The sequence below is a fragment of the Desulfobulbus oligotrophicus genome, assembly GCF_016446285.1.
GTDB lineage: Bacteria > Desulfobacterota > Desulfobulbia > Desulfobulbales > Desulfobulbaceae > Desulfobulbus > Desulfobulbus oligotrophicus.
In genome coordinates this window covers 2,751,822-2,777,500 of sequence record NZ_CP054140.1, presented here as the reverse complement: position 1 = coordinate 2,777,500, position 25,679 = coordinate 2,751,822, and the positions used below count along the sequence as shown (strand labels likewise).

The following is a 25,679-nucleotide window of genomic DNA, read 5'->3' as shown; positions in this document are numbered from 1 at the left end:
ACCAACCCCATACAAACTCTGAATGCCGTCAAGTTCTATTGCGGGAGTCAGACTGCGGGAGATAAGTTCCGTGGTCGAGAGGGAAAGAGCCCAGACCGTCAGCTAAGGTCCCTAAACTGCACTAAGTGGAAAAGGAGGTGAAATTGCACAGACAACCAGGAGGTTGGCTTAGAAGCAGCAATCCTTTAAAGATAGCGTAATAGCTCACTGGTCGAGTGAATTTGCGCCGAAAATGTAACGGGGCTTAAGTGCAGTACCGAAGCTACGGATCGAGCAATCGATGGTAGGAGAACATTGTGTAGGCCTGAGAAGGTGCATCGTGAGGTGTGCTGGAGGTATCACAAGAGCTTATGTTGACACGAGTAGCGAAAATGAAGGTGAAAAACCTTCACGCCGAAAGTCTAAGGTTTCCTGAAGTCAAGTTAATCTGCTCAGGGTTAGTCGGCCCCTAAGGCAAGGCTGAGAAGCGTAGTCGATGGGAAACGGGTTAATATTCCCGTACCGCTGGTGTGGGCATTGGATAAGGGGGGACGGAGAAGGATAGGCCATCCGGGCGTTGGTTGTCCCGGTTTAAGCGTGTAGGCGGAGGACTTAGGCAAATCCGGGTCCTTGTTAACGCTGAGACGTGAATACGAAGCCCTAAGGGCTGCAAAGTGGTTGATTCCATGCTTCCAGGAAAAGCCTCGTATACATTCACATTGGTGACCGTACCGTAAACCGACACAGGTAGACAGGTAGAAAATACTAAGGCGCTTGAGAGAACTCTGGTTAAGGAACTCGGCAAAAAAGCACCGTAACTTCGGGAGAAGGTGTGCCCACATGGTGATAGTTTATTCAATCTAGAGCCTAGTTGGGTTGCAGTGAAATGGGGGGAGCGACTGTTTACTAAAAACATAGGACTCTGCGAAGTCGTAAGACGAAGTATAGGGTCTGACGCCTGCCCGGTGCCGGAAGGTTAAGGGGACATGTCAGCGCAAGCGAAGCATTGAACCGAAGCCCCGGTAAACGGCGGCCGTAACTATAACGGTCCTAAGGTAGCGAAATTCCTTGTCGGGTAAGTTCCGACCTGCACGAATGGCGTAACGATTTCCCCACTGTCTCAACCAGGGACTCAGCGAAACTGTAGTACCGGTGAAGATACCGGTTACCCGCAACAAGACAGAAAGACCCCGTGAACCTTTACTATAGCTTGGCATTGTGTTTAGGGATAACATGTGTAGGATAGGTGGGAGACTTTGAAGTGGGCACGCCAGTGTCCATGGAGTCACCCTTGAAATACCACCCTTGTTATCTTTGAACTCTAACCGCGGTCCCTTATCGGGATCCGGGACATTGTCTGGTGGGTAGTTTGACTGGGGCGGTCGCCTCCCAAAGTGTAACGGAGGCGCGCGATGGTTCCCTCAGGCTGATTGGAAACCAGCCGTAGAGTGTAAAGGCATAAGGGAGCTTGACTGCGAGAGAGACATCTCGAGCAGGTACGAAAGTAGGTCTTAGTGATCCGGCGATTCCGCATGGAAGGGTCGTCGCTCAACGGATAAAAGGTACTCCGGGGATAACAGGCTTATCTCCCCCAAGAGTCCACATCGACGGGGAGGTTTGGCACCTCGATGTCGGCTCATCACATCCTGGGGCTGAAGCAGGTCCCAAGGGTTCGGCTGTTCGCCGATTAAAGTGGTACGTGAGCTGGGTTTAAAACGTCGTGAGACAGTTTGGTCCTTATCTGTTGCGGGCGCAGGATATTTGAGGAGAGCTTTCCCTAGTACGAGAGGACCGGGATGGACGAACCAATGGTGTTCCAGTTGTTCTGCCAAGGGCATCGCTGGGTAGCTAAGTTCGGAAGGGATAACCGCTGAAAGCATCTAAGCGGGAAGCCCACTCCAAGATAAGATATCCCGTACCGTAAGGTACCTGAAGGCTCGTTGAAGATGACAACGTTGATAGGTCGGATGTGGAAGTGCAGTAATGCATGGAGCTTACCGATACTAATGAGCCGTGAGGCTTAACCATATCTTTTTTAAACAAAGTTTACCCTGCTATTTCAATTGTTATAGTTTTTTCGGTGGCCATAGCGAAGAGGTCCCACCCGTTCCCATTCCGAACACGGAAGTTAAGCTCTTCAGCGCCGATGGTACTGCACGGGAGACTGTGTGGGAGAGTAGGTCGCCGCCGGCATATGCAAAAGCCCCCTTTGCTCAAACAAAGGGGGCTTTTTTTATGGAATACAACCAATAATCAAAACACTTAAATGAAAAAAACCCCCGCAGCTTGATCAGGCGGTGATGAAAATACAATCCTCCTTCACCCCCTCATTGCAAAAACGCACCAACACACTCCCGCCTCACTCCCCTTTCTACCAGAACCTCAATCAAACTCAGAGGCCTGAGCCAGTCAGTGCTTTCAGAAATGTGTTAATTCTTGAAAATGATTTGCTGGAATGGAGGTAAGGCTGTCTGTGAGACTGTCAGGCATCAAGAGCGAATGCTGAACATGCAGCCAGTTTCATGATTGGCACAGACAGACAGTCTCCTGACATCTGCTTCAAGAGAATAACGGTGCAGGTATAAAGAAAGAAGAACAGACGCTGCATTTCTTCTGTCGGCTCCGCAGTTACTGCAGGGCGAAGGTAGCCTTGAGGATAATCCCAAAAAAGGATTTTTTTAGCATTTTGCGGATGCGTACTTTACCTTGAGATCTGGCCACCAGTGCACGCAGTCATAGGCTGATGCGCGGCTGATTGATCGCTTTGCATGGAGCAGCGAACAGACTTGATGGTGTCCGGGGACGTCAGAAGGAAAATCGTACACCGATATTCCATGTCATGCCACTGAGATCGATATGAGAACCCCGGCTCCCGCTTAACTCATGAAACCGATACACAGCCTCTCCAAAAAATGAAGCAATATGAAAGGGGGTCCACTCTACTCCCCCGCCGAGATATCCACCAAAGCTGGAGTCCACATCACTTTTATCAGCATCAGCATACACAAAAGATACACCGGCGAGGGCATAGGGATCTATGCTCATTCCGGGCATTAGATGCGCCTGCAGGCCGACGTCAAACGGAATCAAGGTAAGCTCATCGTTGCCGTCAAATGTGCTGTCTTTGACGAAGTGGATGCGACTGTCGAGTCGTATATAGTCGCTAAAAACAGGCACTCCCAGACCAATTCCAAAGCCGGCCTTACCGTCAATATCACCTTTGTCCCAATAACTGGCAAAACCGTAAAGATCGATCGCCAGTGCAGGCGAGCTGAAGATAAAAAATGCGCATATCAGTCCAAGCAAGTGCATTCGTTTTTGTGTATACATGACAATCTCCCTGCAGATATCAATTATTTAAAATAGGTTACTCTACGTTTGCGGCCTCAAAATCACATCTCATCCATGACTCACATACAGAATCGTAACGGTCATTTTTTTTCTGTCAATAGATTTTATAGTCAAAACAGAATGTTGAATGAGATTAATTCAAGAGGCCCTGTTGAGGATGTTGTAAGGACACAGATGGAGTCAATCTTCCTGAAGTTTCAGTTCCACGGTCGTTTAAGCACCTAATACGGATGAATTCTGCATTCAAAAGGAGAGACTGGAGACGTTTTTATAAATAATCGTGCTGTTACAGTTTACCTGTGATAGCTTTATGTACAAGTTTTTATCTGATGGAATACAGGTATACAGTACCTTTATTTTATTGTACCTGATAGAAATGGAAAATATTCTTTAATGCATCGTGTCCTTGTAATTAAATACTATGTCATATAATCTTTCAGTTGTTGGTTAATACATTCATCAATGAGTTATGACGAATAAAAATATAAAAACATCGCAGAAAAATACTCCTGGAGCACTGTATGTTGTTGCCACTCCAATCGGTAATCTGGAAGATATAAGTGTGCGTGCTGTTCAAATCCTCTCTACGGTTGATTTGATAGCATGTGAAGATACCAGACACACTCGTAAACTCTGCCATTATTGTAAAATTGAGACGCCTCTTTTTAGTTATTATCGTGAAAGAGAACAAGAGCGGTCGGAAATACTTATCAATTTGCTTGCTGCCGGGAAAGATATTGCTCTTGTTTCCGATGCAGGCACCCCGGCTATCTGTGATCCTGGTTCGATTTTAGTGAACAAGGCCAGGGGCTCAGGTATCAAAGTTGTGCCCATAGCCGGGCCTTCTGCATTGACGGCATCACTTTCAATTGCTGGTTTAACGGATCCTCAATTTTTTTTTGGCGGCTTTCTTCCTGCCCGGAGTACTGATCGGAAAAAATTTTTAAAGAACGTCTCTTCATTGCCATATCCACTCATTTTTTATGAAACGCCCCACAGGATTTATGATTCCCTTCTCGATATGGCTGATGTTTTAGGAAAACGTCGCATACAGCTGTTTCGGGAGTTAAGTAAGATACATGAAGAGCACTTGGAGGGAATCATTACTGATCTGGCTGAGCGGGTCAGGGAAGGTGTAAAAGGTGAACTGGTCCTTGTTGTTCAAGGTGCGATGCCCACAGCTTCTGAAAAACCGGAGAGTATAGAGGAACTTATACTGTGGCACCGCGATGAACTTCAGACGAGCCTTAAAGATACGGTGCGTAACATCGCCTCAGATCTGGATATACCGCGCTCTTCTGTGTATAAACGTGCCCTCGCGGTATGGAAGAAGTCGGATTAGCAGGTTGTTGAACCCTATAAGCACGAAACAAACTCCTCTTGTCCGGGGACTTCTTTGATCCTGTCTATACAATCATCGTGACTGTTCGACGCGGCGATCAACTCCTTTTTCAGATAAAGAGCCGTGGATCTCGATTCAAGAGATACCATTTGTAATACAGGTGAGATATCTGTTGGTCAATTCACGCGTTGTAAGTGGATCGACTTGTTTTTTTGTACGATGATCATGGCGAAAAGAATGATGACGATACCCAACAGGGTTTGGGTGTCCGGATAAGTCTGATATAGGGCCCACTCAATAAGGACAATAATTGGAGGATAGAGATAGGAGTAGGCCATAACGCGTGTTGGTCCGATCTCAAGTGTGGCCCATTGGGAAATGAAAAAGGTGATGATGGTCGTAAACAGTGCCAGGTATCCGATACCCAACCAGACAACCACGGGTACGGTATGCCAGGAAATTGTCGGCAATTTTGGTAAGTTGAAGAGCAGCAGCCAGACGCAGCCGGTTATCATGATCCACAACGTCATAACAGCCATTGGTTCACCCCGATGCAGAAGTTTCACCAAAGGTGTGTAGAATGCCATCAGCAGGCAGGCAATGAAAAAATAGACATCTCCTTGATTGAAACTCAACGCCTGCAACTTATGCACATCACCTTCACATAACACCCAGATTGCTCCGGTCATGGCAAACAGCAGGGCGAACAGCCGATGGCGGCCCAGTCGTTCACGAAGCAGAAACCAGCTGTAACATCCGGAAATTCCCGGAACAGTTGTAAAGATAACACTTGTGTTAAGCGGGGTGGTGATCCGTAAAGATAAAAACATCATCCAGAAAAAACCAACAAGAGCACCACTGATTAAACTGTATCGTCCCAGTGCTTGCCAATCCGGCAGGCGGATTCCATATCGTAAGCCGACGTAAGGGATAAAGAATGCACTGGCCAGAAAAAAACGAATTAAAGTTAAAACTGCCGGATCGAGAAACGGTGTGATTATTTTGCCGACGACAAAGGATGTGGCAACCAGAGTTGCGGCAAGCACCATGCAACTATGGACGATCCAAGAGGGAAAAGTCGTTGTTAGAGATGTGGAATGGGCCATTGGAGATGCTTGAGGAGTTGTGGGTGCAACTCTCCATTACTGGCAAGGGTTTCCGGATAAAAAGGAGAGTAGGCGTCTCCTGTGAATGTGCTCACCATCCCGCCAGCCTCTTCAATAAGCAGCCACCCGGCAGCAGTGTCCCATGGCTGTAAATGGGCTTCATAAAAGCCATCAAGGCGACCGCAGGCAACATAGGCCAGGTCAAGTGCTGCTGCTCCGGCCCGTCGGATATCGCGAACATTGGGGAGCAGTGATTGAAGCTGCTGGATCACCTCGGGCAGACAGTTTTTGATGTCATAAGGAAAACCGGTGCCAATGAGGGCTTCAATAAGTTGTTGGGTTTTGGTTACATGGATAGCTCGATCGTTTAACCAGGCCCCTGACCCCTTGACAGCAGAGAAGAGTTCGTCCTGGAAGGGTGCGTAAATGACCGCTATTTCTGGAATGTCTTCATTGAGAAAGGCAATGGAGACGGCAAAGTAAGGAAATCCATGGGCAAAGTTGGTTGTGCCGTCAAGAGGATCGACGATCCAGAGCTGTTTTGTGGCTAAAAGGTGGCTTTCTGTCTGCTCCTCAGTCATGACTGCAATGTCAGGAAAATCTTGTTTCAGGATTTGAACAATGATTTGCTCTGCAGAAATATCTGTTTCCGTGACAAGGTCAATCGCTCCTTTCATGGTGATATCATGTGGTTTATTTAGATTTCCACAGATAAATTTTCCAGCGGTTAAAGCAGCCTTGCAGGCAGAGGTAAGCAGACTCTTCTGTCTGGTATGGGTGCATTGCGATAGCAGATTATCTATTCTGTTCATGAAGGACCTGTACAAAAGTGATACTGGAAGGAGAGTCAATCTTTTTTTCTGTGCGCGACTCTTTTGATGTCTTTTCTTTTATGATGTTGATATCTTTCGGGGTTAAACTCTTCTGAAGATGTTGAGTGTATAGTCGACAATATGTCGTTTGGTGATCACGGGATATTGATCTGCAAAGGTGTATTCGTTTTGCAGTCAATTCATTGATTTGATGGAGTTTATCACCAAAAACAACATGTAATTCCTGAACCTTCAACCTGAGATGTCTTTGCAGGTCATAAAAGAAACTATGGAATAGTCTGTGGTACATCAGAATAAAGAAAAAATACTATAGATCAAAGGAGAATCAACAGGATAATCCCGAGCGATCATTCATACATTTGAGTGGTTTCCAAAAACTCTTTTATGATGGAAAGAGGAGGCATTTCACTGCTCTTTCGAAAAAATGACAGAAAAGAGGACGTCGGATTACCTGGGCCGAAAAGAGTGTATCCTTCTGAGACTCATGCATTCCGGGAAAGGGGTATCAGGGTAGCCTGGAAGTCTGTTGTCGTTTTTTTGTTTATGGCCGGCACGAACAGATCCGGTCTGATGAGCAGTTTATACTGTTGTTAGCAGACCTTATCTGACCAGAGCGAACCTTTTGAATATTTCGTGTATGTTTCGGTATTGTCGGACATGTTCCCCATCATCGGGAGACAAAAAGTACAGTCCAGCCATTTTTTTGTTTTCTGACATAAAGTTAAAGAACAAACAAAACCTTGGCAACACCTGGCATCCTCAGTCAGTCTGTTCTTTAATTCTTCTTTTAAGGGTATGCACAGTCTATGTCGCTCCCTTTCAGCTTTTCCAGTCCATGCTCAAGGGCAGGTAAAACAGCTCGCAGGTTTTCCTCAACAGCCTTTGGGCTACCAGGAAGATTGATGATAAGGCTGTTTTTGCGAATGCCACCAATCCCCCGTGACCAAACTGCCTGAGTGGTTTTTTGTAAGCTGGCCTGTCGCATGGCTTCACCAAGTCCGGGGACCTCCCGGTCGATGACTGCTCTGGTGGCTTCGGGAGTCTGATCCCTTGGTGAGACTCCGGTGCCTCCGGTGGTTACGATCAGGTCCAGTTTTTTGTCATCCACCCAGGCAATTAAGGTCTGCTCGATCAGTTTCTTTATATCAGGTAGAATTTGATACATGACAACCATGTACCCATTTTCCTGAAGGATTTCTTGAACCCTGAGCCCGCTGATGTCTTCCCGTTCTCCGCAGGCTCCCTTATCGCTCAGTGTTAACACACCGCAGCGAAACGATCGTAACAGTTCGGACATTACTCTGCTGTCTCTGCCTTGTACTCAGCAATGATTTTTTCAGCAATCTGGCCCGGTACCTCTTCATAATGGGAGAATTTTGTTGAAAAAGTTCCGCGCCCACCGGTCATTGATGTCAGATCTAAGGCGTAAAGCAAGATCTCTGCCTGAGGGACATGAGCGTTAACCACCTCATACCTGTCTTTCGAGTCCATGCCAAGCACGCGACCGCGCCTGCTGTTGAGATCGCCCATGACATCTCCGACAAAATCCTTTGGTACGCGTACTTCAATCTCCATGATCGGCTCTAAAAGCACGGGATTCGCCTGAATCACCCCCTTTTTAAAGGCGAGCGAACCGGCAACTTTAAAAGCCATTTCAGAAGAGTCGACCGTGTGGTACGAGCCGTCGATTAAGGTTACCTTTAAGTCGACAAAGGGATATCCGGCAATAACCCCCCGCTCCATAGCTTCGATGATACCTTTTTCAACTGCCGGACGATACTGCTGAGGAATAACCCCGCCGACTATTTTATCGACAAACTCGAACTGTTCTCCACGGGAAAGCGGCTCCATCTCAATGGTGCAATCACCGAACTGACCACGTCCGCCTGATTGTTTTTTATGTTTCCCCTGAACTGTAACCTTGCCTTTGAGTGTCTCCCGGTACGGGACTCGTGGTGGCCGCAGCTCCATTTCCACGCCGAATTTGCGTTTAATCTTCTCACCGACAACCTCAAGGTGTACCTGACCGACACCTGAAATAAGTGTCTCATGAGTTTGCTGTTCACGCGTAAGTTTGAGCGTCAGGTCTTCATCGAGGAGACGGGCAATTGAAGAGAACAGCTTCTCCTCGTCACCTTTTTTAGCACTGACCGCATAGGCAATAACTGCGGGCAGGGGCTCAGGAGCCGGGTAGACAACAGGATTGGCCTCATCGCACAGTGTATCTCCGGTGGTGGATTCCTTGAGCTTGGCAACTGCAACGATCATGCCGGGGATTGCCTGTTCAACGGGTTTTTGTTCCTTGCCGGACATGATAAAGAGCTGGCCATACCGTTCGGAAGTGGACTTGGAGGCATTGTAAAAGGCTTCACCCTTCAATGTTCCGGATACAACACGGAAAATAGTGAGTCGTCCTGCAAAGGGATCGGCCATGGTTTTAAAAACCATTGCCGAGAAGGGAGCGTCAGTAATTCCTGGACGCTCGACAGTGTCTTTAGTCTTCGGATTGATACCGATTCGGGGAGGTCGCTGGTCAGGAGAAGGGAGAAGGTTGACAATGGCATCAAGGACAGTGCTGGAGCCTTTGTTCACCAATGGTGCACAGACGCAAACCGGGGTGATTTTAGCAGCCTTGATGGCCGCTACCAGTCCGGTCATGAGCTCATCCTCAGTCAGGGTCCCCTCTTCCAGGAACTTTTCAATCAGTTCGTCTTCGGTTTCAGCGACACTCTCCATCAGTGCCTCGCGCAGACTGTCAACCTCGTCGACCATGTCAGCCGGTACTGCATCAGCTTCTGCTTTTCCTCCATCGGCAAACAGCAGTGCCTTGCCGGCCACGATATCGACAACTCCTTTAAACTGATCTTCGGCCCCTATAGGCAGGTAGAGTACAACAGGATTCAGGTCGGTTGCCTCTTTAATGCTGTCGACTGTTTTTTGAAAGTTGGCGCGTTCACGATCCATTTTAGTCACACAGATCATGCATGGCAGATTGTGTTCTTTAATGAGATCGATGAATTTTTCAGTCTGCGGACGGACTCCCATCTCGGCACCGACAGTGAGTATGGCGCTGTCAGCAACCAGAGCAGCGAGGCGGGTTTCATTAAAGAAGTTGTCGTCACCAGGGGCATCGATGCAGAACACATCGTTTTTCTGCCAGGTTAATTTATTGAAAGCAGTACTGATGGAGATCTGCCGTTTAATCTCTTCTGGTTCGAAATCCATGGATGAGGTGCCATCATCTACCTTTCCCATTCGTTTCAGGGTGCCGGCAGTAAAGAGAAGGGCCTCGGCAAGGGTGGATTTACCACTGTTGCCGTGGCCAAGAAAAATCACATTCCTGATGTGTTGTACATCTTGCATGGAGACCTCCAGTGAGTATAACGGATGCAGTATCAACGTTTACGGCAAACATTCCTGCCTGAAACGCGGTGAAAAGCTCTCGCTCTTTCCGGGCAGGAATGGTAACCATCAAGTCCACTAATGAGCGATTCGTTATATTCGTATTAAGATTGTAAAGTCAAGCTTTAACCTGTTGAATAACTGGTCAACCACATGCCTGTGCAACCTGACGCCGAGCCTTCACGCTCCACTGGAAAAATTGCCCGTTCTGCAGGTGCGATCTCGATTGCCGTTATGTGCAGCCGAGTACTCGGCCTCATCCGTGAACAGATTTTTGCCGGATTTTTTGGTGCCGGGTATGCGATTGATGCCTTTGTCGTTGCCTTCCGTATTCCCAACCTGTTGCGAGATTTATTTGCTGAAGGTGCTTTATCCGCAGCTTTTGTCACCGTCTTCACCGAATACACGACGAATCGCGATACCGAAGCCATCTGGCGACTTGCAAATACTGTCTTGCTATTTTTCGCCCTGGTGGTCAGTGCACTGATTCTGGTCGGACTGTACTGGGCCGATACCCTTGTCAATCTGCTGGCTCCGGATTTTCAGGCTGTACCCGGCAAAACGGAACTGACCGTCATGCTGACCAGAATTATGTTCCCGTTTCTGCTGTTTGTGTCTTTAGCGGCAGTGGTGATGGGTATCCTCAATACGAAAGGAAGATTCTTTGTCCCGGCAATGTCATCGACATTTTTCAATCTCGGCTCAATTGTCGGTGGCCTGTCTCTGGCCTGGATCTTTCCCCGGTTTGGACAACCGGCCATTGCCGGAATGGCCTGGGGCACCTTGATCGGTGGTGTTCTGCAGCTGTTGATGCAGGTACCGACGTTATTGAAGGTCGGTTTTCAACCCAGGTTTATATGTAACTTTTCTGACCCGGGACTCCGGCGTATCCTGCTGTTGATGTTGCCGGCAACCATCGGCCTGTCGGCCACGCAAATCAATATCTTTGTCAACACCAACTTTGCCGCTTCCTGCGCTGAAGGCTCGGTTTCCTGGCTCAATTATGCGTTTCGACTGGTGCAGTTACCAATCGGCGTCTTTGGTGTAGCCCTGTCAATTGCGGTGATGCCGGTACTGGCAAAGCAGGCGGCAGAAAAAAATTTATCAGAGCTCAAGCAAACTTTTACCTCTTCATTGATCCTGGTGTTCACCCTGGCTGTTCCTGCCACTGCCGGCCTTATCATGCTGTCTGAGCCAATTATCCGGTTAATTTTTCAGCATGGGGCTTTTACTGCTGCTGATACGCTGCAAACCGCCGGTGCTTTACGGTACTATGCGATCGGGCTCTTTGCTTACTCGGCAATCAAGGTGATGGTACCAGTCTTCTATGCGATCAGGAACACCCGATTTCCGGTCATAGGCAGTTTTATTGGTGTGGCCGCCAACATTATCACCATTTTTTTAGTGATTGATGTCTTGCAACACCGGGGCATTGCGCTGTCGACCTCCTGCGCCATGATCCTCAATTTCCTTTTTCTTGGGGTCGTGCTTTATTACAAGCTCTCCGGCTATCCGCTGAGATATCTGGGGAAGGGGCTTGGTAAAATTCTGCTGGCAACCGCTCTGATGTGCTGTGCAATATTCGCGTTTGAGCGGGCACTCCCGTTGTGGTTTGTTGCCTCGATTCCAACCCAGATAGCTTCAATCGCCCTGGTCATTGTGATGGCAGTGTGTATCTATGCCGTTAGCCTACACCTGTTGCGTTTACCGGAGTTCATCCTGCTGACCGGCAAGCTGGCTCAGCGTTTCCGCAGATCGTAGAGAAGCTGAACCTGAGCCAGTGCTGTGACCACAGCTGTATCAACGTGGAGAATACGCTTACCCATGGTCAGGCCAAAGAATCCGGCTTCACAAAAGCACTGATATTCGTAGTCCGACCAGCCGCCTTCCGGACCGATCGCAAGCAGCAGGCGTTTTTGTGAGCTGTTTGGTGCCGGAGCATCGAGAAGGGTGTGTCTGGCTGTGGGATGAGCAATCAGCCCCTGACCTTCAAGAGAGGGGAGGACATCTTCAACAAAAGGTTTGAATTGAAGGTGGAGGGTGACTCCGGGCAGCCAGGTGTCCATGGCCTGTTCCATGCCTTCTTTGAGAAGTGTCTGTATCTTGTCCGGCCGAAGTACCGGGCTTTGAAAGAATGATTTTTCAACCCGTCTGGTTCGGATAAGGTGAAAGTGACGGACTCCGAGCACTGTAGCCTGCTTGAGGATACGCTGCAGCATAATCGGCCGGGGCAGGGCCAGAATCAGCTCAATGTGGAGATCGATAACCGGTTTTTGCTCCAGGCAGACCTCTAAACAGAGTTTTTCCTCCTCAATTGCCGTAACTTTCCCAAAGCCCAGCCGATCATGAAGAACGCCTACCCGTACAATGTCGTTGGTGTTCACCTTGAGTACGTGGATCAGGTGTCTGGCGCGACGATCGGTCAGCCATACCTCATTGTTCTTCATCTCCTGTGGTTCGATCAGCAGCAGATTCATCGGTATAATATTCTCATTACAGCTGCAACACGTTGTTTTCAAACTGCAGGGTTGCAAAATAGTCTTCCGGCCGCTCTGCTCGTCGAATAAGAGCAACGCTGCCATCCTGACGGAGCAGCAGTTCCTGAGGGCGTAACCTGCCGTTGTAGTTGAACCCCATGGCATGACCGTGCGCACCGGAATCATGGATGATCAGAATATCACCGTCAACAATTTCGGGTAAAGATCGCTGGATGGCAAACTTATCATTATTTTCACAGAGTGACCCCACCACATCGACGGTTTCGGTTGCTCCCCCCTCTTTGCCTAACACGTCAATGTGATGATACGCACCGTACAGGGCCGGTCGCATCAGTGCCGACATGCAGGCATCAACACCGATATATGTTCGATAGATGTCTTTCCGGTTGATTGCGGTGGTGACCATTACTCCGTGCGGACCGGTCATATACCGGCCGCTCTCCATGAAAAGAGCAGGGCAGTAGCCATGTTTGTCGGCAAAACCACCAAACAGGGAGACAATCTCTTTACCCATGGCCTTGATGTCCAGGGGGGCAGTATCCGGAAGATAGGGTATTCCCAGGCCACCGCCGATATTGATGAAATCAAAGGTAATATCCAGTTCCTGGCTGATCGATTCCACCAGCTCAAAAAGCATGGCGGTCGTTTGTACCATGTAACTGTAGTCCAGTTCATTTGAGGCAAGCATGGTGTGCAGGCCGAATCGCTTAGCCCCTTTCATCTGTGCCCGACGATAGGCCTCGATGATCTGCTCGTGACTGACCCCGTACTTGGCCTCCTCAGGCTTGCCGATGATGTCGTTGCCGATCCGGCGAGGGCCCGGATTGTAGCGAAAACAGATCAGTTCCGGCATCTGCGGCACTTTGTCAATGAGTGAGATATCGTCAAGGTTGAGAATGCAGCCACCGTCCGCCGCTGCTGCTGCTGCAAAATCATCGGCACTGGTGTTGTTGGAGGTGAACATGATCTCATGCCCCCTTGCGCCCAGGCTTCGGGCCAGCATAAGCTCTGTGATCGAGCTGCAGTCAAACCCGAATCCCATGTTCTGCATGATTGACAAGATGGCTGGGTTGGGGAGTGCTTTAACGGCATAGTATTCGCGGAATACAGGAATGTCCGCAAAAGCTGCTTGCAGTTGTTGTCCTGTTTTGCGGATGCCGATTTCGTCGTATATATGAAAGGGTGTGCCAAAATGGGCGGTGATGGCAGGCAAAACAGGAAAAAGTCGTTTTTTGAACTCTTGAGACATGGGCATGGTATTTCCTCATGTGGCTGAACTGTGGATGGGGAAGCGTGTGGTTTCTTTGTAGGTATTTAAGACTGTGGAGGTTTTTGTAGCTACAACCTCGTCGATATTGGCAATTTTTTCTCGAATAACAGTGGCTAATTCAGCGGTGTCCGCAACCCGTATCTTGACAAGATAACAGTCTTCACCATCCACAAAGTGGACTTCCATCACTTCCGGTATGGCGGCCAGTCGCTCGCCGGTCAGTGGTTGATCGCCAACCGATCGGGTAAGAACTCGAACAAAGGCGATCTGGCAACGATTAAACTGTTCAGGATTAAGGCGGACCTCATAGCCTTTGATGATCCCCTGACGTTCCATTTTACGAATTCGCTCCAACACGGCTGAGGGAGCCATTTTTACCTGTCGAGCGACGTCAATATTGGGTGTCCGTGCCTTTTTCTGAAGGATTTCTAAAATTTTCAGGCTAATTGCATCGAGCATGCAGACCTTGCTCCCTGTTGTCAGAAAAACTGTAGTAAGAAGTGTATGGAACTTACTCGGTTCCGGGTCGAGGTACAAGAATAAAAAGCGTTTTAACCGGCTGTCAAAAGAGAATGATTCAGGATCGTGTCAATATCTGTTGAAAACGTTCTGAATGTTGACGGATTCAGCGAATAAACAAGCAGGAGGGTTTGTGGCGCACGTTGTATTCGACAGGTAGAGTGGATGCTGGTATCAAAAGACCAGAATGTATCCATGCTACCAGGAGGGTTTCTTTCATGTGTCTTCTTTACCAAATAAGTACCGGCCTGCTCACAGTCTTGGCATTACCGCTGCTTCTTTGTCTTGCCATCCGCAGAAAGTACAGAGGTCGACTTGTGCGACGGTTGGGATGGGAGCTCAAGCAGCAGTTGGCCCAATTATCGTCCTCGTCGGCACGTAATTTCTGGATTCATGCGCTGTCGGTCGGTGAAGTCACCTCAGCCTTGCCTCTGGTCAGGGGACTGCGTGACAGCTATCCTGACGCCAATATTATTTTTTCCGTCACCACCCGCTCCGGGATGGACATTGCTCGAAAACTGTTTGACCCTGATAGCGGTGTTCTGATCGTAGACGCACCTGTTGATGTGGGACCTGTTGTGCCTTTCTTCACGGGGCTTATCAAACCGGATCTCTTTATCCTGGTGGAGACCGATTTCTGGCCCCACTGGCTGCACTTTCTGGCCCGGCAGGGTATTCCAACCATCTTGGTCAATGGGCGGATTTCCAGTGCATCGTTTCAGCGCTATCAACGTTTTTCGGCGCTCTTTCGACCAATGTTTGCCACCTTTACCCTTCTCTCTATGCAAACCGAAGCCGATGCTGCTGCTGTCATCAGCCTCGGCCTGGATGCCGGCCGAGTGAAGAGTCTGGGTAATCTTAAATTTGATACCAGTCATCTGCAAGCAGGGCAGAGTGCTCAGGAAAATATTAGTGATAATAAACAACAATACGGGTTTGCTCCGGCTGCCCCTCTATGGATCTGCGGATCTACTCATCGAGGCGAGGAGGTTGTAATTTTTGAGGTGCTGGTTAGGCTTCGTACCTCTTTGCCCGATCTCCAGCTCCTGTTGGCCCCCAGAAATATTGAACGAAGACAGGAGATCGTTGCACTGGCCAACCAATTCGGGCTTTCAACCCGTTGTTGGAGTGAGGATAGGACGGGCCGGGGACCTCTGCTCATTCTTGATACCATTGGTGAGCTGGTGGCATGCTACCCTATGGCTGATGTGGTTTTCGTCGGCGGCAGTTTGGTTGCCGAAGGTGGTCATAATCCCATTGAACCGGCGTCAGCCGGTGTTCCTGTTCTCTTTGGTCCGCATATGGAAGATTTCAGCGAAGTGGCCGCTGGACTGGTTGAGGCCGGCGGAGCACAGCAGGTTGTTGCCACAGATGAACTGTACACCGCTCTGCAGCACATCCTGACCAGTGCAGCTGTGCACCAATCAATGGCACAGTCCGCTTGGCGGTATGTCGAACTGAACCGTGGTGTGGTCGACAGGCATCTGCAGAGTATTCAAACAGTCCTGGACACCGGTGCTGTTAACCGATAAACAATGAACAGGCTGGCCCGTCTTTGTTCTGACAACCTGCTGATAAGCGTTGTTGTCTGCTACATGGCCGGGGCTGGTTGTGCCTTTTGGTTCAATGATTTTCTTTCTCCACTGCCTGTCAATGTCATCGCTCCGGCTCTGCTGATTTTCTGCCTTCTTCTGGCGCTGTGTATCCAGTCCCGATTCCGGTTTTTTATTGCGCTCCCTTTTTTCATGGTATCAGGGGTTCTGCACACCCATGGGGCACTGCAACCTGTCACGGATTCCCATCACATTGCACAGCTTGTTGCTCAACCGGCCAAAGTTACCCTGGCCGGTAACATTGCGACCATGCTGGAAACCAACAACGAACGCACCAGGTTTACGCTTGATTGTGAATCCGTACTCTTCCATAGCTCTGATCAGGATACCGCCTTTCAACCAGTTCGCGGTTCAGTATTGCTTTCCATACGTGAAGAGATCAGCTCTCGATATGTACCGGGAACAAAAGTCATGGTTATTGCAACGGTTGATCGAGTCCGCAACTATCAGACTCCCGGCGCATTTGACTATCGTCTGCAGATGGCCAGCAGGGGGATTCACTGTTCAGGATGGATAGGCTCTCAGCAAGAGATCATACCTCTGTCCGGAGGGCGGATTTCCGGTTGGCAGGCTATAGTCTACCGACTGGAGGAGGTGCGACAGAACACCGCCAACTTTCTTGATCAGCACTTGCCCAGCCGGGTTTCCGGGATCTATCAGGCACTCTTGATCGGCTCTGTGGCAAATATCTCGCCCGATACCATGGAGGCATTCAAGGCAAATGGCTGTTTTCATATACTCTCTATTTCAGGGCTGCATTTTAGTCTGCTCGGCTTTTTTTGTGTTGGAGTCTTCACCTTTGTCCTGAAACGCAGCACATGGCTGCTCGTGCATACCCATGTCCCGACGGTTGCGCTTCTTCTGACGGCTCCAATACTCATCTTGTATACGTTTATTGCCGGATTCAACATCCCCACGATCAGATCACTCATTACAGCCCTTCTCGTCCTTTATGCAGTTCTTCTTCGTCGACAGCAAACCCTCGTTCATCTGATTGCTGCGGCTGCCCTTATTGTACTCGCCTTCAATCCACTGGCTCTGTTTACCCCATCTTTTCAGCTGTCTTTTGCTGCGGTTCTGGCAATCAATCTTATCTATCCACGACTTCCCCTGTTTGCAGAAAACCCATCGGATCAAGCGACCACCGCTTTTATGATGACTGCTTTACGGTTTGTACAGTCCATGTTCTACGTTTCCATTGCAGCAACAATAGGGACTTTACCGTTTATGCTCTACCATTTTAACCGAGTGTCTGTTGTTGGGCCGATCATGAATCTCCTCATAGAACCGTTGCTTTGTCTGTGGGCTCTGCCATGTGGGCTGTTGGCCGTACCGTTGATCCCGCTTGTCCCGGATGTGGCCGTATGGATCCTGGAGGCTGGTCAACCGGGGATTGCACTTGCCCTGTGGTTGTCCGAAGCAATAATGCGGTTTCCTTACACCTCTTTGTGGACCATAACTCCACACCTTGTTGAGATTGTAGTCTTTTTTGGGGCGGCTATCCTTTGGTTTCGGCAAGGGTCAACTGTTGTCCCTCGTCTTGCCGCCATGACCCTTACCTTCCTTCTCCTGGGTTCTTTTACTTCTTCTTTATGGTTGAAGGAAAAAGACAGACCCTTATCTGTCAGTTTTCTTGATGTTGGTCAGGGATCTGCAACATTGATACAGTTTCCAGACGGTACCAATACCCTGGTTGACGGAGGCGGTTCTCAGTCTGATCTGTTTAATCCCGGTTCAAGCCTTATTGCTCCTTTTCTGTGGGGTAGGCGAATCTGGCGTGTGCACGATGTCATTATCAGTCATCCCCATGAAGACCATTACAATGGCCTGCCGTTTATTGTAGAGCGGTTTTCCCCAACCCGACTCATTGTCAACGGTGAAAGAGGGGAGGAGCCGGCTTACACGCATCTTCTCCAGTTGGCGGAGCAAAAGGGAATACCCCTGCATACAGCCAACTCAGGAGAGGTGATTCGTCACAGTGCAGACGTAACCTTTACCTGCCTTGGTATGAATGGCCTGCGAGGCACCGGTTCCCGGTTGAGTATCAACAACCGCAGCCTGGTTTTTCGCTTGCAGTCCGGTGACCACAGTTATCTTTTTCCAGCAGACATTGAGCTGGTTGCTGAAAATATACTGCTGCGGAATCGTCTTCAATTTGATGCGGATATTTTACTGGCCCCTCATCATGGCAGTAAAACTTCGACAGGGCCTGCGTTTCTGCAGGCAGTCAATCCAAAGTTCATTGTGGTTTCAGCGAGTCAGCGGCGGTATGGGAGGTTTCCCGACTCGGAGCATGTACGCACCTGGCGGCAAAGAGACATCCAGGTGCTGATCACTGGACAAGATGGGACCGTTGAGTGCATAAGTGATAAAAAAAGACTGCGAGTCAGCACGTTTGGTGGAAAGAAATATGATTTTTCTAAGTGATGTGATGCATGGACGGACTGTTTGTCCGGATTTGCATGTTTAAACAAGAATAAAAATCCTGTCTTTGTATGAATCGCCTGTTGGTAGAGAGTCTGTTGGTAATGGTTTAGCAGGCTGTTGAAAAACTCATAAACAACGGGACATGTAAAACAATACCGTGTATTATCCAACCAATTGGAATAACTGACAAACAGGTGGAAATATGCGCGGTCCTGACATTCAGCAACAAAAATTGTTCAGCTATCTCTCCCCCGAATCCCGGGTTCCCCAAACGCATCCCCTGCGCCCTATCCGAATCATGGCTGATAAAGCGCTGAAGGAACTCTCTCCCGTGTTTCGGGAACTCTACTCACGAACAGGACGACCATCGATTCCGCCCGAGCAACTGCTTCGCTCCCTGCTGCTGCAAATCCTTTATTCGATCCGGAGCGAGCGGATGTTGGTGGAACAGCTTGATTACAATCTTCTTTTTCGCTGGTTTGTCGGCCTGTCCATGGATGAAGCAATTTGGGATCACTCCGTCTATTCCAAAAACAGGGAGCGCATTCTGCACAGTGATCTTGCGGTGATGTTCTTGCGATCCATCTGTTCCCAAGCCGAGGCAGCCGGACTCTTGTCTGACGACCATTTCACCGTTGACGGCACACTGATCGAAACGTGGGCATCGCTGAAGAGCTTTCGGCCCAAAGATGAGGAGCCTCCGGTCTCTACCGGCGGCAACCGCAATCCGGCAGTGGATTTCCACGGGAAAAAGCGTCGCAATGACACGCACGCATCGGTCACCGATCCAGAATCCCGGCTGTTCAGAAAAGGAAAAGGCAAGGAGGCCAGGCTCTGCTTCATGGGGCATGTGCTGATGGAAAATCGGAACGGTTTGGTCGTCGATACCCGCCTGACCCAGGCAACCGGGACGGCGGAGCGCGAGGCCGCCCTTTCCATGGCTTCGGATATTCCGGGCACACATCGAGTCACCATCGGCGCGGACAAAGGGTATGACTGCAAGGAGTTCGTCGATGACCTGCGCAGCCTGACCGTTACTCCACATGTAGCACAGAAAGTCAAAGGCTCCGCCATCGATGGCCGGACCACCCGTCATGCAGGTTATGCCGTGAGTCGGAAGAAACGCAAACGGGTGGAAGAGATATTTGGCTGGATGAAGACCGTCGCCTGGTTGCGCAAAGCCAGGTACAAGGGTGAGGAAAAGATTGACTGGCTCTTCACGCTCTCAGCGGCAGCCTACAACATGGTCCGAATGCGTAATCTGGGGGTAGTTGCCTCCGGGTAGGAGGGGAAATCCTCATCAGAGCGGCTTGAAGCGCCTCAGAAAACAAAAAATGGCAACACACCATGACGAAAAACGGTCAAGTGCTCACTGTCAAAGAGCTATCGAAGGGCAAACAAACAACTCTTGTCTCATGTTTTCCTGTTTTTCAACAGCCTGTTAGATTTTTTTTTTGCTGTCTGTAGCAGGAAAGCCGTATTTGTCTGGAGAAATTTTAATTACTGTCGATCCATCTGCATAACCTTTGTAACTTCTTGAACTAACTGATGTGCATTTAAAGGTTTGCGTAGAAAGCCAACGATATCCAGGTGGGGATAATCATCTGTGGAAATGTCTTCACCATAACCAAGACAGAAGATAACGCGAATTTTCGGATTAAAGTGGGTAATGTGCTGGATAAGATCGGAGCCGCTGAACTCTGTTGTTCCCTGATGCGTTATGACAAGGTCAAAATTATACTGATTATCTTTGCATAATTGATGCGCATCTGCACATGAATGAGAAGATATGACCTTGTATCCGAGGTGTATTAATATCTGGGAGATAAATTTAACATTGGATTCTTCATCATCAACTATTAAAATGATGCCCTGGTGAGTTTTACCCGCAGGACGTGTAAGAGTTCTGGATACTCCATTTGGAGCAGCTGTTTCGGGAAGGTAAATTGTAAAAACAGTTCCTTTGCCGGGAGTTGAGTCCACATGTATTGCACCTCGATGATCATTAACAATGCCATAAACAACAGCAAGGCCTAATCCTGTGCCCTGATGCAGTTTTTTTGTTGTAAAGAATGGTTCGTAAATTCTATGCAGATACTCTTTAGGTATGCCGGCCCCATTATCCTCTATCTGCAGACAGATGTACGATCCTTTCGGTAAATTGCCTATTTCAACACCCTTCTTATGGGAGAGTTCTGTTTTGGAAAGTTTTATGGAAATGGTTCCAGGGGTACCCTCTAAAGATTGGCATGCATTTGTACAGAGATTCATTATCACCTGATGCATCTGGGTCGGATCAGCTTTTACATGGAATTTCTCATAATTTTTGTACAGTATCTGTACATTGTCAGGAACAAGCACCCTCATCAGACTGACAACTTCTTGAACGATTGCATCCAGTTCAATGGTTGAGATGTTTTTTTCACTCTTACGACTGAAGGTCATTATTTGAGAGATGAGATGCGCTGCTCTGTCGGTTCCCTTTATTATTTCATTCAAGTTATTGTGCATTAACGAGTCTTTTTCGCACAGTGCCATGGAGAGTTCAGTGTAGCCGACAATAGCAGTGAGGATGTTGTTGAAGTCATGAGCTATCCCGCCTGCCAGAGTTCCAATGGCCTGTATTTTTTGCGATTGACGGACTTGTTCTTCAAGCATGAGATTTTGTGTGATATCTCTTTTCACTGCAACGAAGTTTGTTATAATTCCGTTATGATCCTTAACTGGAGTTACAGTGACATCTTCCTTGTAGATCGTTCCTTTTTTTGCCCGGTTCTCCAATATCCCGCGCCACACCCGTCCATGACTTATTTCATGCCACATCAATTTATAGGTCTCATGAGGCGTCTGCCCGGATTGCAGAAATTTCGGATTTTTTCCTAACACCTCATATTCTGAATAACCACTTATCTTTTCAAAGCATGGATTGACATACTGTATATTTCCATTAACATCTGTTATTACTATCGATTCTGCAGATTGATCAATAGCTGTTGCCAGTAATTTTTTCCCCTCTTCGAGTTTAAATATGTCTCGAAGGTCACTGATTACCAGTTGCGCTACATTGTTGTTATCAAATGTTGAGTGAAATATATTCAGCTCAACAGGAACTTGTGTTCCGTTTTTAGAGGATATAAACAGTTTTATCTTTTCATCGTCTTTGTATATATTTTTCTTTTTTTTATATAAAAAGTCTGTGAACAGATTATAGTTATCTGTGTCAAAAAGGTAAGATATGTGAACACCAGCAAATGATCTTTGTTCATCAATCAATGAATAGAGTTTTTCTGACACCTCTATTATATTGAAATCATTTGTATCGAATAATACTATAGAATCACTGATATATTTTAATAATAGATAGTGTTTATTGATAAATTCATTAAATATTACTTCTGTGTTGAAATAGTTTGTTATATCGAAGATATATATTTGATATATATATTTTTTTGCATCGAGTATATCTGCCGTTACCATAAGCTTACGGATATGATTCTCATCATTTAAGACGTATTCAAACGAAATGTTTTCTGATACATAATTTTTGTTATATTTAATATAATCAGATAAGTAGCGACTGAATATAATAATTTTTTCGTTTTTATTATGTTCTTTTGATATATGATCTTCGTTATTAAATAACTTATTAAATGATTTATTGATCCAGATAAGAATATTATCTGTCTCCTTGTGATCAATATCATGTTTGTTGATATAGACACCTTCATTTATTCCAGGTATTTCTTTGCTCATTTGAGCTAAAGCAATTGGAATGCTTGCATTTTCATATATCTCAATAAACAATGTTAATTCGCTCTTATGCATATACTCTTGGCATCGGTATTGTGAAATTTTTCAATATGAGTAGCTTTAAGTTTCCCGGCCGTTTCATGGAGCTGGTGTTTACTTGTTTGCCATGGATTTTTATACTGTTTCTTCAATATACCATAGAGACAAAGTCCGGCCTGTATTTAAAAGAACAGACACCGTCTATTCGAGACCATGTTTCCGGCCAGCCTTTCTTTGCCAGATGGATAAAGAGTTTTTCAGGAGTGCTTTTGATTGGACACAGTATGCATGATCCTTCTCAGTGCCGGCAGCACAAATGCGTCACGGTTTAAGGGAGGCCATACAAGAACTGTCCAAAAGGTGATACAGCAAAACGACCTGTTACAGTGATAACCTGATCTGAGGCAAAGAAAAAAATATGCACTGAAAGCGTTACCTGTAAGCATAGATCCTTTTCGTGCTTTCTCTGCAGGTAAGGTTTGGGGCGAGGTGGTTGGTCAAACTCTTCTCGTCCTCTCCAGGGCTCAGCTCACAAATAAAATGCCTTCGATTCCATCCGGAGAAGTGCTTTGTTCCCTGCTGTTGCAAATCCTCTATACGATTCAGTGCGATCATCAGATACTGACGCAATAGCTTAATCCCAATACTTTTTCTGCCGATTTTCCACCTGTCCACGGCTGAAGCGTTCTGTTGAAAACCAGTAGAAACGCAAACGAGTAGAACAGATATCCGGCTGGATGAGGCTCATTATCAGGCCACAGAAAACCGAATACAGGAGGGAGGAGAAGATTGACCGGATCGGTCGCTGCCTATACCATAGAACATAGTTTGGATAGACAGCCTGGGTTGGAAGTCCCTGCTCCAGATAAACAGGAGAACCTTATCAGAACAGTTTGATGCGCCTCGGAAGATGAAAAAAGCAACGCATCATGACAAAAAGATCCAGTTGGCCGCTGTTGACGAGTTGTCGAAGGGCAGACAATAAGCCCTTGTCTTATAATTTCCGCCAGTCTTTCGATATTTCAGAATTATCTAAAAAAGAGTACAGGTAAAGAGATGATTTTTCACAGTAAACTGTTTTATCGGCACCTGTTTGTTGAATTTTTCCGATAAAAAACGACAGAGAGACACAAGCAAAAGCTGAATCAAAAAAAATATCCTGTTATTGATGATGTTCCAATACGATACTGTCTATCGAACCGGGCAGATTGCTTGTCAGGATGCCGACCACACACTCCAGGGATTGAAGCGGTCAATGGGCTTCTCAATCCGTAAAACACTGCACATGGAGATGTTAAACGATCTTATCAGCGCTGTTTCGTCACAGGCTGAAAGTAGCATGTACAAATAAAAAACATTTGTTTTCAAAACGTTGTATCACATGAGACAGTGTAAGAGATGAGTTTCCTGACCCGGAGCGTTTACATCCCTTTTTCTTCAAGAGGTATGAGATAACAGTGATGCATGTTTTCCCTTTCAATAAAATGCATAAAGACAGTGATAGTGAAACCATACGAAGGGTTCTGCTTCTGTCTGTTTTTCTCGGTCTCGGTATTTTTCTTCTCGTTGCCATGGGCGTGGTTGCATTTGTTCAGAATGCAGTGTGGCTCGCCTTTGCTGATTTTGTTACCGCATCCCTTGTTTTTCTTCTCCTTGTTTATCTGTATAAAACCGGTGATGAGCCAACCGCATCCAGGGTCGGAGTGTTTGCTATCGGCGTATTCTTCTGTGTCCTGTTTTTTATCGGAGGTGTGAGTGCAACTGCGTTCATGTGGCTTTATACCTTCCCTCTGCTTTCTTTATACCTGCTTGGTATGTTGCAGGGAATAGCTGCTGCTCTGGTTCTTTGTGCCTTCTGCGCGGGTTTTCTTGCCGTTGATCTGTCCTCTGATCTTCTGAATGTGTACACACGGGATTTTGCCATTCGTTTTATTCCCAGTTATCTGGTCGTCTGTGTTTTGGCATTTCTTGTGGAAAAAAGTCGCTATGAATCGTGGAAAGCAATGTTTGATAAACAGCAGCTGCTGTCTCAAACTGTACAGGAACTTCAGATAAAGGAAGCAGAACTGCAGGAAAGTCGAAACAATTTAGAGCTGCGGGTCAGTCAGAGAACAGAAGAGTTGGAGCAGGCCAATGAACAGCTTCGCATTGAGATTAAAGAGCGTGAGGAAGCACAACAGGAGCAGGCCCGGCTGGAAGCTGATCTGCTCAGGGCCCAGAAAATGGAGACTTTAGGTCGGCTGGCCGGTGGTGTGGCTCATGATCTGAACAATGTGTTATCAGGAATTGTTAATTATCCCGAATTACTTCTGCTGAAGTTGCCCCCGGATGATGAAATGCGAGGGCCGTTGCAAAGCATCCGTCGAGCCGGCCTGAAGGCCGCGGCAATCGTTCAGGATCTCCTGGCATTAGCGCGACGGGCAATAACCATTAAAGAGAATGTTTATTTAAATGATATCATCACCACTCACCTGCAGAGCCTTGAGTATATTTCGCTTCAGAATCAGTACCCTGATGTTGTTCTCACCGTTGATCTGGATCCGGATCTACACAACATTTTCGGCTCTGCTGTCCACCTTGAGAAAGTAATTATGAATCTTCTTGTCAACAGCTTTGAGGCGGTGACGAACGAAGGAAAAATACTGTTGAAAACTGAAAACCGGTATGTTGATCACCCTGTTTACGGGTTTGAGACTGTTCAACCCGGTCAATATGTGTTGCTTATCATCACGGATAACGGCATCGGCATTCCCGCTGAAAGCTTGAATCTGATTTTTGAACCCTTTTATTCCAGCAAGGAGATCGGGCACAGTGGAACCGGGTTGGGGATGACCGTGGTGTGGGGGACGGTAAAAGACCTGGACGGATACCTGGATGTGGTGAGTCAGGCCGACAGGGGAACCACCATTACACTCTACCTGCCTGTTCATGAAGGTGTTGAGAACGAACCAGACACAAAACAGTTGCCTGCGATCATGCGAGGCAATGGAGAGACCTTGCTTTTGGTTGATGACGAACCGGAGCAGCGCATACTCGGACAGAAGTTACTGAGTATTCTTGGGTATACAATGGAGACGGTCTCCAGTGGAGAAGAAGCGCTTGAATTTTTGAAAGACCACGCTGTGGACCTTGTCCTTCTTGACATGATCATGGGAACAGGATTAGACGGTTTAGATACCTATCGGCGTATTCTTGAAACTCGACCTGAACAAAAAGTCGTTATTGTCAGCGGTTACGCCGAAACTGAACGAACACGAATCGCAATGGATCTGGGGGCGAACGGTTACATACAAAAACCCTATACACTTGAGAATTTGAGTACCATAATTTATGGAACTATACAGAGTTAGAAGATTTTTGGTATTTTGGTAAGGCCGAGCCGCAGCGTCATGAAGACACTGCGGCTTTTTTTTTGCATTTCAAGGTCATTGTTCCAAGGTGTCACTGATTTTCCGAATTGAAGAAAGTGCTGATCAGAATCCGGGATAAGGTGTTTTCGTTAAAGTACCGATAAGGAAGATAGGGTTTGCACAGGATGTTTTTCAGCAGC

General features: G+C 47.4%; 15 protein-coding genes and 2 rRNA genes (1 of these 17 only partly in view). 8 read left to right on the top strand and 9 right to left on the bottom strand.

Features of this window, described 5'->3' with window-relative positions; genetic code table 11:
- A 23S ribosomal RNA gene (locus tag HP555_RS12690) occupies positions 1-2,007 on the top strand; it begins 931 nt to the left of the window's first position.
- Positions 2,008-2,055: 48 nt separating this feature from the next.
- Positions 2,056-2,172: ribosomal RNA gene (gene rrf, locus HP555_RS12685) — 5S ribosomal RNA — on the top strand.
- Positions 2,173-2,784: 612 nt separating this feature from the next.
- On the opposite strand, the gene HP555_RS12680 is transcribed toward rrf, so the two are convergent.
- Positions 2,785-3,309, bottom strand: coding sequence for an outer membrane beta-barrel protein (locus HP555_RS12680; RefSeq protein ID WP_199262946.1), 525 nt, complete (start codon positions 3,307-3,309; stop codon positions 2,785-2,787).
- 490 nt (positions 3,310-3,799) lie between these two features.
- Between HP555_RS12680 and rsmI the strand changes: the two genes are divergently transcribed.
- Complete coding sequence (gene rsmI, locus HP555_RS12675) at positions 3,800-4,672, top strand: 16S rRNA (cytidine(1402)-2'-O)-methyltransferase (RefSeq protein ID WP_199262945.1); 873 nt, start codon at positions 3,800-3,802, stop codon at positions 4,670-4,672.
- Between the two features lie 176 nt (positions 4,673-4,848).
- Here the strand turns inward: rsmI and HP555_RS12670 are convergent, their stop codons facing one another.
- From HP555_RS12670 to fusA, 4 genes are all read right to left on the bottom strand, one after another.
- Positions 4,849-5,721: a DMT family transporter gene (locus tag HP555_RS12670; RefSeq protein WP_199262944.1), complete on the bottom strand. Its 873-nt coding sequence runs from the start codon at positions 5,719-5,721 to the stop codon at positions 4,849-4,851.
- 35 nt (positions 5,722-5,756) lie between these two features.
- Entirely contained in the window at positions 5,757-6,590 is an 834-nt protein-coding gene (locus HP555_RS12665; protein WP_199262943.1) for an inositol monophosphatase family protein, read from the bottom strand.
- Between the two features lie 808 nt (positions 6,591-7,398).
- The gene (locus HP555_RS12660) at positions 7,399-7,908 is read right to left on the bottom strand and encodes a MogA/MoaB family molybdenum cofactor biosynthesis protein (protein WP_199262942.1); all 510 of its coding nucleotides are present in this window, start codon (positions 7,906-7,908) and stop codon (positions 7,399-7,401) included.
- Positions 7,908-9,974 (bottom strand): elongation factor G, encoded by a 2,067-nt coding sequence (gene fusA / locus HP555_RS12655; RefSeq protein WP_199262941.1) that lies wholly within the window; start codon positions 9,972-9,974, stop codon positions 7,908-7,910. Before fusA ends, HP555_RS12660 begins: the two co-directional genes overlap by 1 nt.
- Before the next feature lie 192 nt (positions 9,975-10,166).
- Between fusA and murJ the strand changes: the two genes are divergently transcribed.
- Positions 10,167-11,774, top strand: a complete 1,608-nt coding sequence (gene murJ, locus HP555_RS12650) for a murein biosynthesis integral membrane protein MurJ (protein ID WP_199262940.1) — start codon at positions 10,167-10,169, stop codon at positions 11,772-11,774.
- Here the strand turns inward: murJ and HP555_RS12645 are convergent.
- From HP555_RS12645 to HP555_RS12635, 3 genes are read right to left on the bottom strand one after another with little or no spacing between them, the layout of a single operon-like run.
- Entirely contained in the window at positions 11,753-12,490 is a 738-nt protein-coding gene (locus HP555_RS12645; RefSeq protein ID WP_199262939.1) for a 16S rRNA (uracil(1498)-N(3))-methyltransferase, read from the bottom strand. The genes murJ and HP555_RS12645 overlap by 22 nt on opposite strands.
- A gap of 16 nt (positions 12,491-12,506) precedes the next feature.
- Positions 12,507-13,766, bottom strand: coding sequence for a diaminopimelate decarboxylase (locus HP555_RS12640; RefSeq protein ID WP_199262938.1), 1,260 nt, complete (start codon positions 13,764-13,766; stop codon positions 12,507-12,509).
- A gap of 9 nt (positions 13,767-13,775) precedes the next feature.
- Positions 13,776-14,240 (bottom strand): Lrp/AsnC family transcriptional regulator, encoded by a 465-nt coding sequence (locus tag HP555_RS12635; protein WP_199262937.1) that lies wholly within the window; start codon positions 14,238-14,240, stop codon positions 13,776-13,778.
- Between the two features lie 278 nt (positions 14,241-14,518).
- On the opposite strand from HP555_RS12635, the gene HP555_RS12630 reads away from it, so the two are divergent.
- The 3 genes from HP555_RS12630 to HP555_RS12620 all read left to right on the top strand — a co-directional run bounded on the left by HP555_RS12630 (position 14,519) and on the right by HP555_RS12620 (position 19,625).
- Positions 14,519-15,832, top strand: coding sequence for a 3-deoxy-D-manno-octulosonic acid transferase (locus HP555_RS12630; protein ID WP_199262936.1), 1,314 nt, complete (start codon positions 14,519-14,521; stop codon positions 15,830-15,832).
- A 3-nt stretch (positions 15,833-15,835) separates the two neighbouring features.
- Entirely contained in the window at positions 15,836-18,340 is a 2,505-nt protein-coding gene (locus HP555_RS12625) for a DNA internalization-related competence protein ComEC/Rec2 (RefSeq protein WP_199262935.1), read from the top strand.
- 202 nt (positions 18,341-18,542) lie between these two features.
- The gene (locus tag HP555_RS12620; protein WP_199261908.1) at positions 18,543-19,625 is read left to right on the top strand and encodes an IS5 family transposase; all 1,083 of its coding nucleotides are present in this window, start codon (positions 18,543-18,545) and stop codon (positions 19,623-19,625) included.
- A gap of 215 nt (positions 19,626-19,840) precedes the next feature.
- On the opposite strand, the gene HP555_RS12615 is transcribed toward HP555_RS12620, so the two are convergent.
- Complete coding sequence (locus HP555_RS12615; protein WP_199262934.1) at positions 19,841-22,165, bottom strand: PAS domain S-box protein; 2,325 nt, start codon at positions 22,163-22,165, stop codon at positions 19,841-19,843.
- Positions 22,166-23,589: 1,424 nt separating this feature from the next.
- Between HP555_RS12615 and HP555_RS12610 the strand changes: the two genes are divergently transcribed.
- Positions 23,590-25,479, top strand: a complete 1,890-nt coding sequence (locus HP555_RS12610; RefSeq protein WP_199262933.1) for a response regulator — start codon at positions 23,590-23,592, stop codon at positions 25,477-25,479.
- The last annotated feature ends 200 nt before the right edge of the window (positions 25,480-25,679 follow it).

Coding starts and splice junctions, on each gene's coding strand:
- HP555_RS12630 (WP_199262936.1), top strand. CDS start 14,519: ATGTGTCTTCTTTACCAAATAAGTACCGGCCTGCTCACAGTCTTGGCA.
- HP555_RS12610 (WP_199262933.1), top strand. CDS start 23,590: ATGCATGTTTTCCCTTTCAATAAAATGCATAAAGACAGTGATAGTGAA.
- HP555_RS12670 (WP_199262944.1), bottom strand. CDS start 5,721: ATGGTGCTTGCCGCAACTCTGGTTGCCACATCCTTTGTCGTCGGCAAA.
- HP555_RS12640 (WP_199262938.1), bottom strand. CDS start 13,766: ATGCCCATGTCTCAAGAGTTCAAAAAACGACTTTTTCCTGTTTTGCCT.
- rsmI (WP_199262945.1), top strand. CDS start 3,800: ATGACGAATAAAAATATAAAAACATCGCAGAAAAATACTCCTGGAGCA.
- HP555_RS12620 (WP_199261908.1), top strand. CDS start 18,543: ATGCGCGGTCCTGACATTCAGCAACAAAAATTGTTCAGCTATCTCTCC.
- fusA (WP_199262941.1), bottom strand. CDS start 9,974: ATGCAAGATGTACAACACATCAGGAATGTGATTTTTCTTGGCCACGGC.
- murJ (WP_199262940.1), top strand. CDS start 10,167: ATGCCTGTGCAACCTGACGCCGAGCCTTCACGCTCCACTGGAAAAATT.
- HP555_RS12645 (WP_199262939.1), bottom strand. CDS start 12,490: ATGAATCTGCTGCTGATCGAACCACAGGAGATGAAGAACAATGAGGTA.
- HP555_RS12635 (WP_199262937.1), bottom strand. CDS start 14,240: ATGCTCGATGCAATTAGCCTGAAAATTTTAGAAATCCTTCAGAAAAAG.
- HP555_RS12680 (WP_199262946.1), bottom strand. CDS start 3,309: ATGTATACACAAAAACGAATGCACTTGCTTGGACTGATATGCGCATTT.
- HP555_RS12625 (WP_199262935.1), top strand. CDS start 15,836: ATGAACAGGCTGGCCCGTCTTTGTTCTGACAACCTGCTGATAAGCGTT.
- HP555_RS12660 (WP_199262942.1), bottom strand. CDS start 7,908: ATGTCCGAACTGTTACGATCGTTTCGCTGCGGTGTGTTAACACTGAGC.
- HP555_RS12615 (WP_199262934.1), bottom strand. CDS start 22,165: ATGCATAAGAGCGAATTAACATTGTTTATTGAGATATATGAAAATGCA.
- HP555_RS12665 (WP_199262943.1), bottom strand. CDS start 6,590: ATGAACAGAATAGATAATCTGCTATCGCAATGCACCCATACCAGACAG.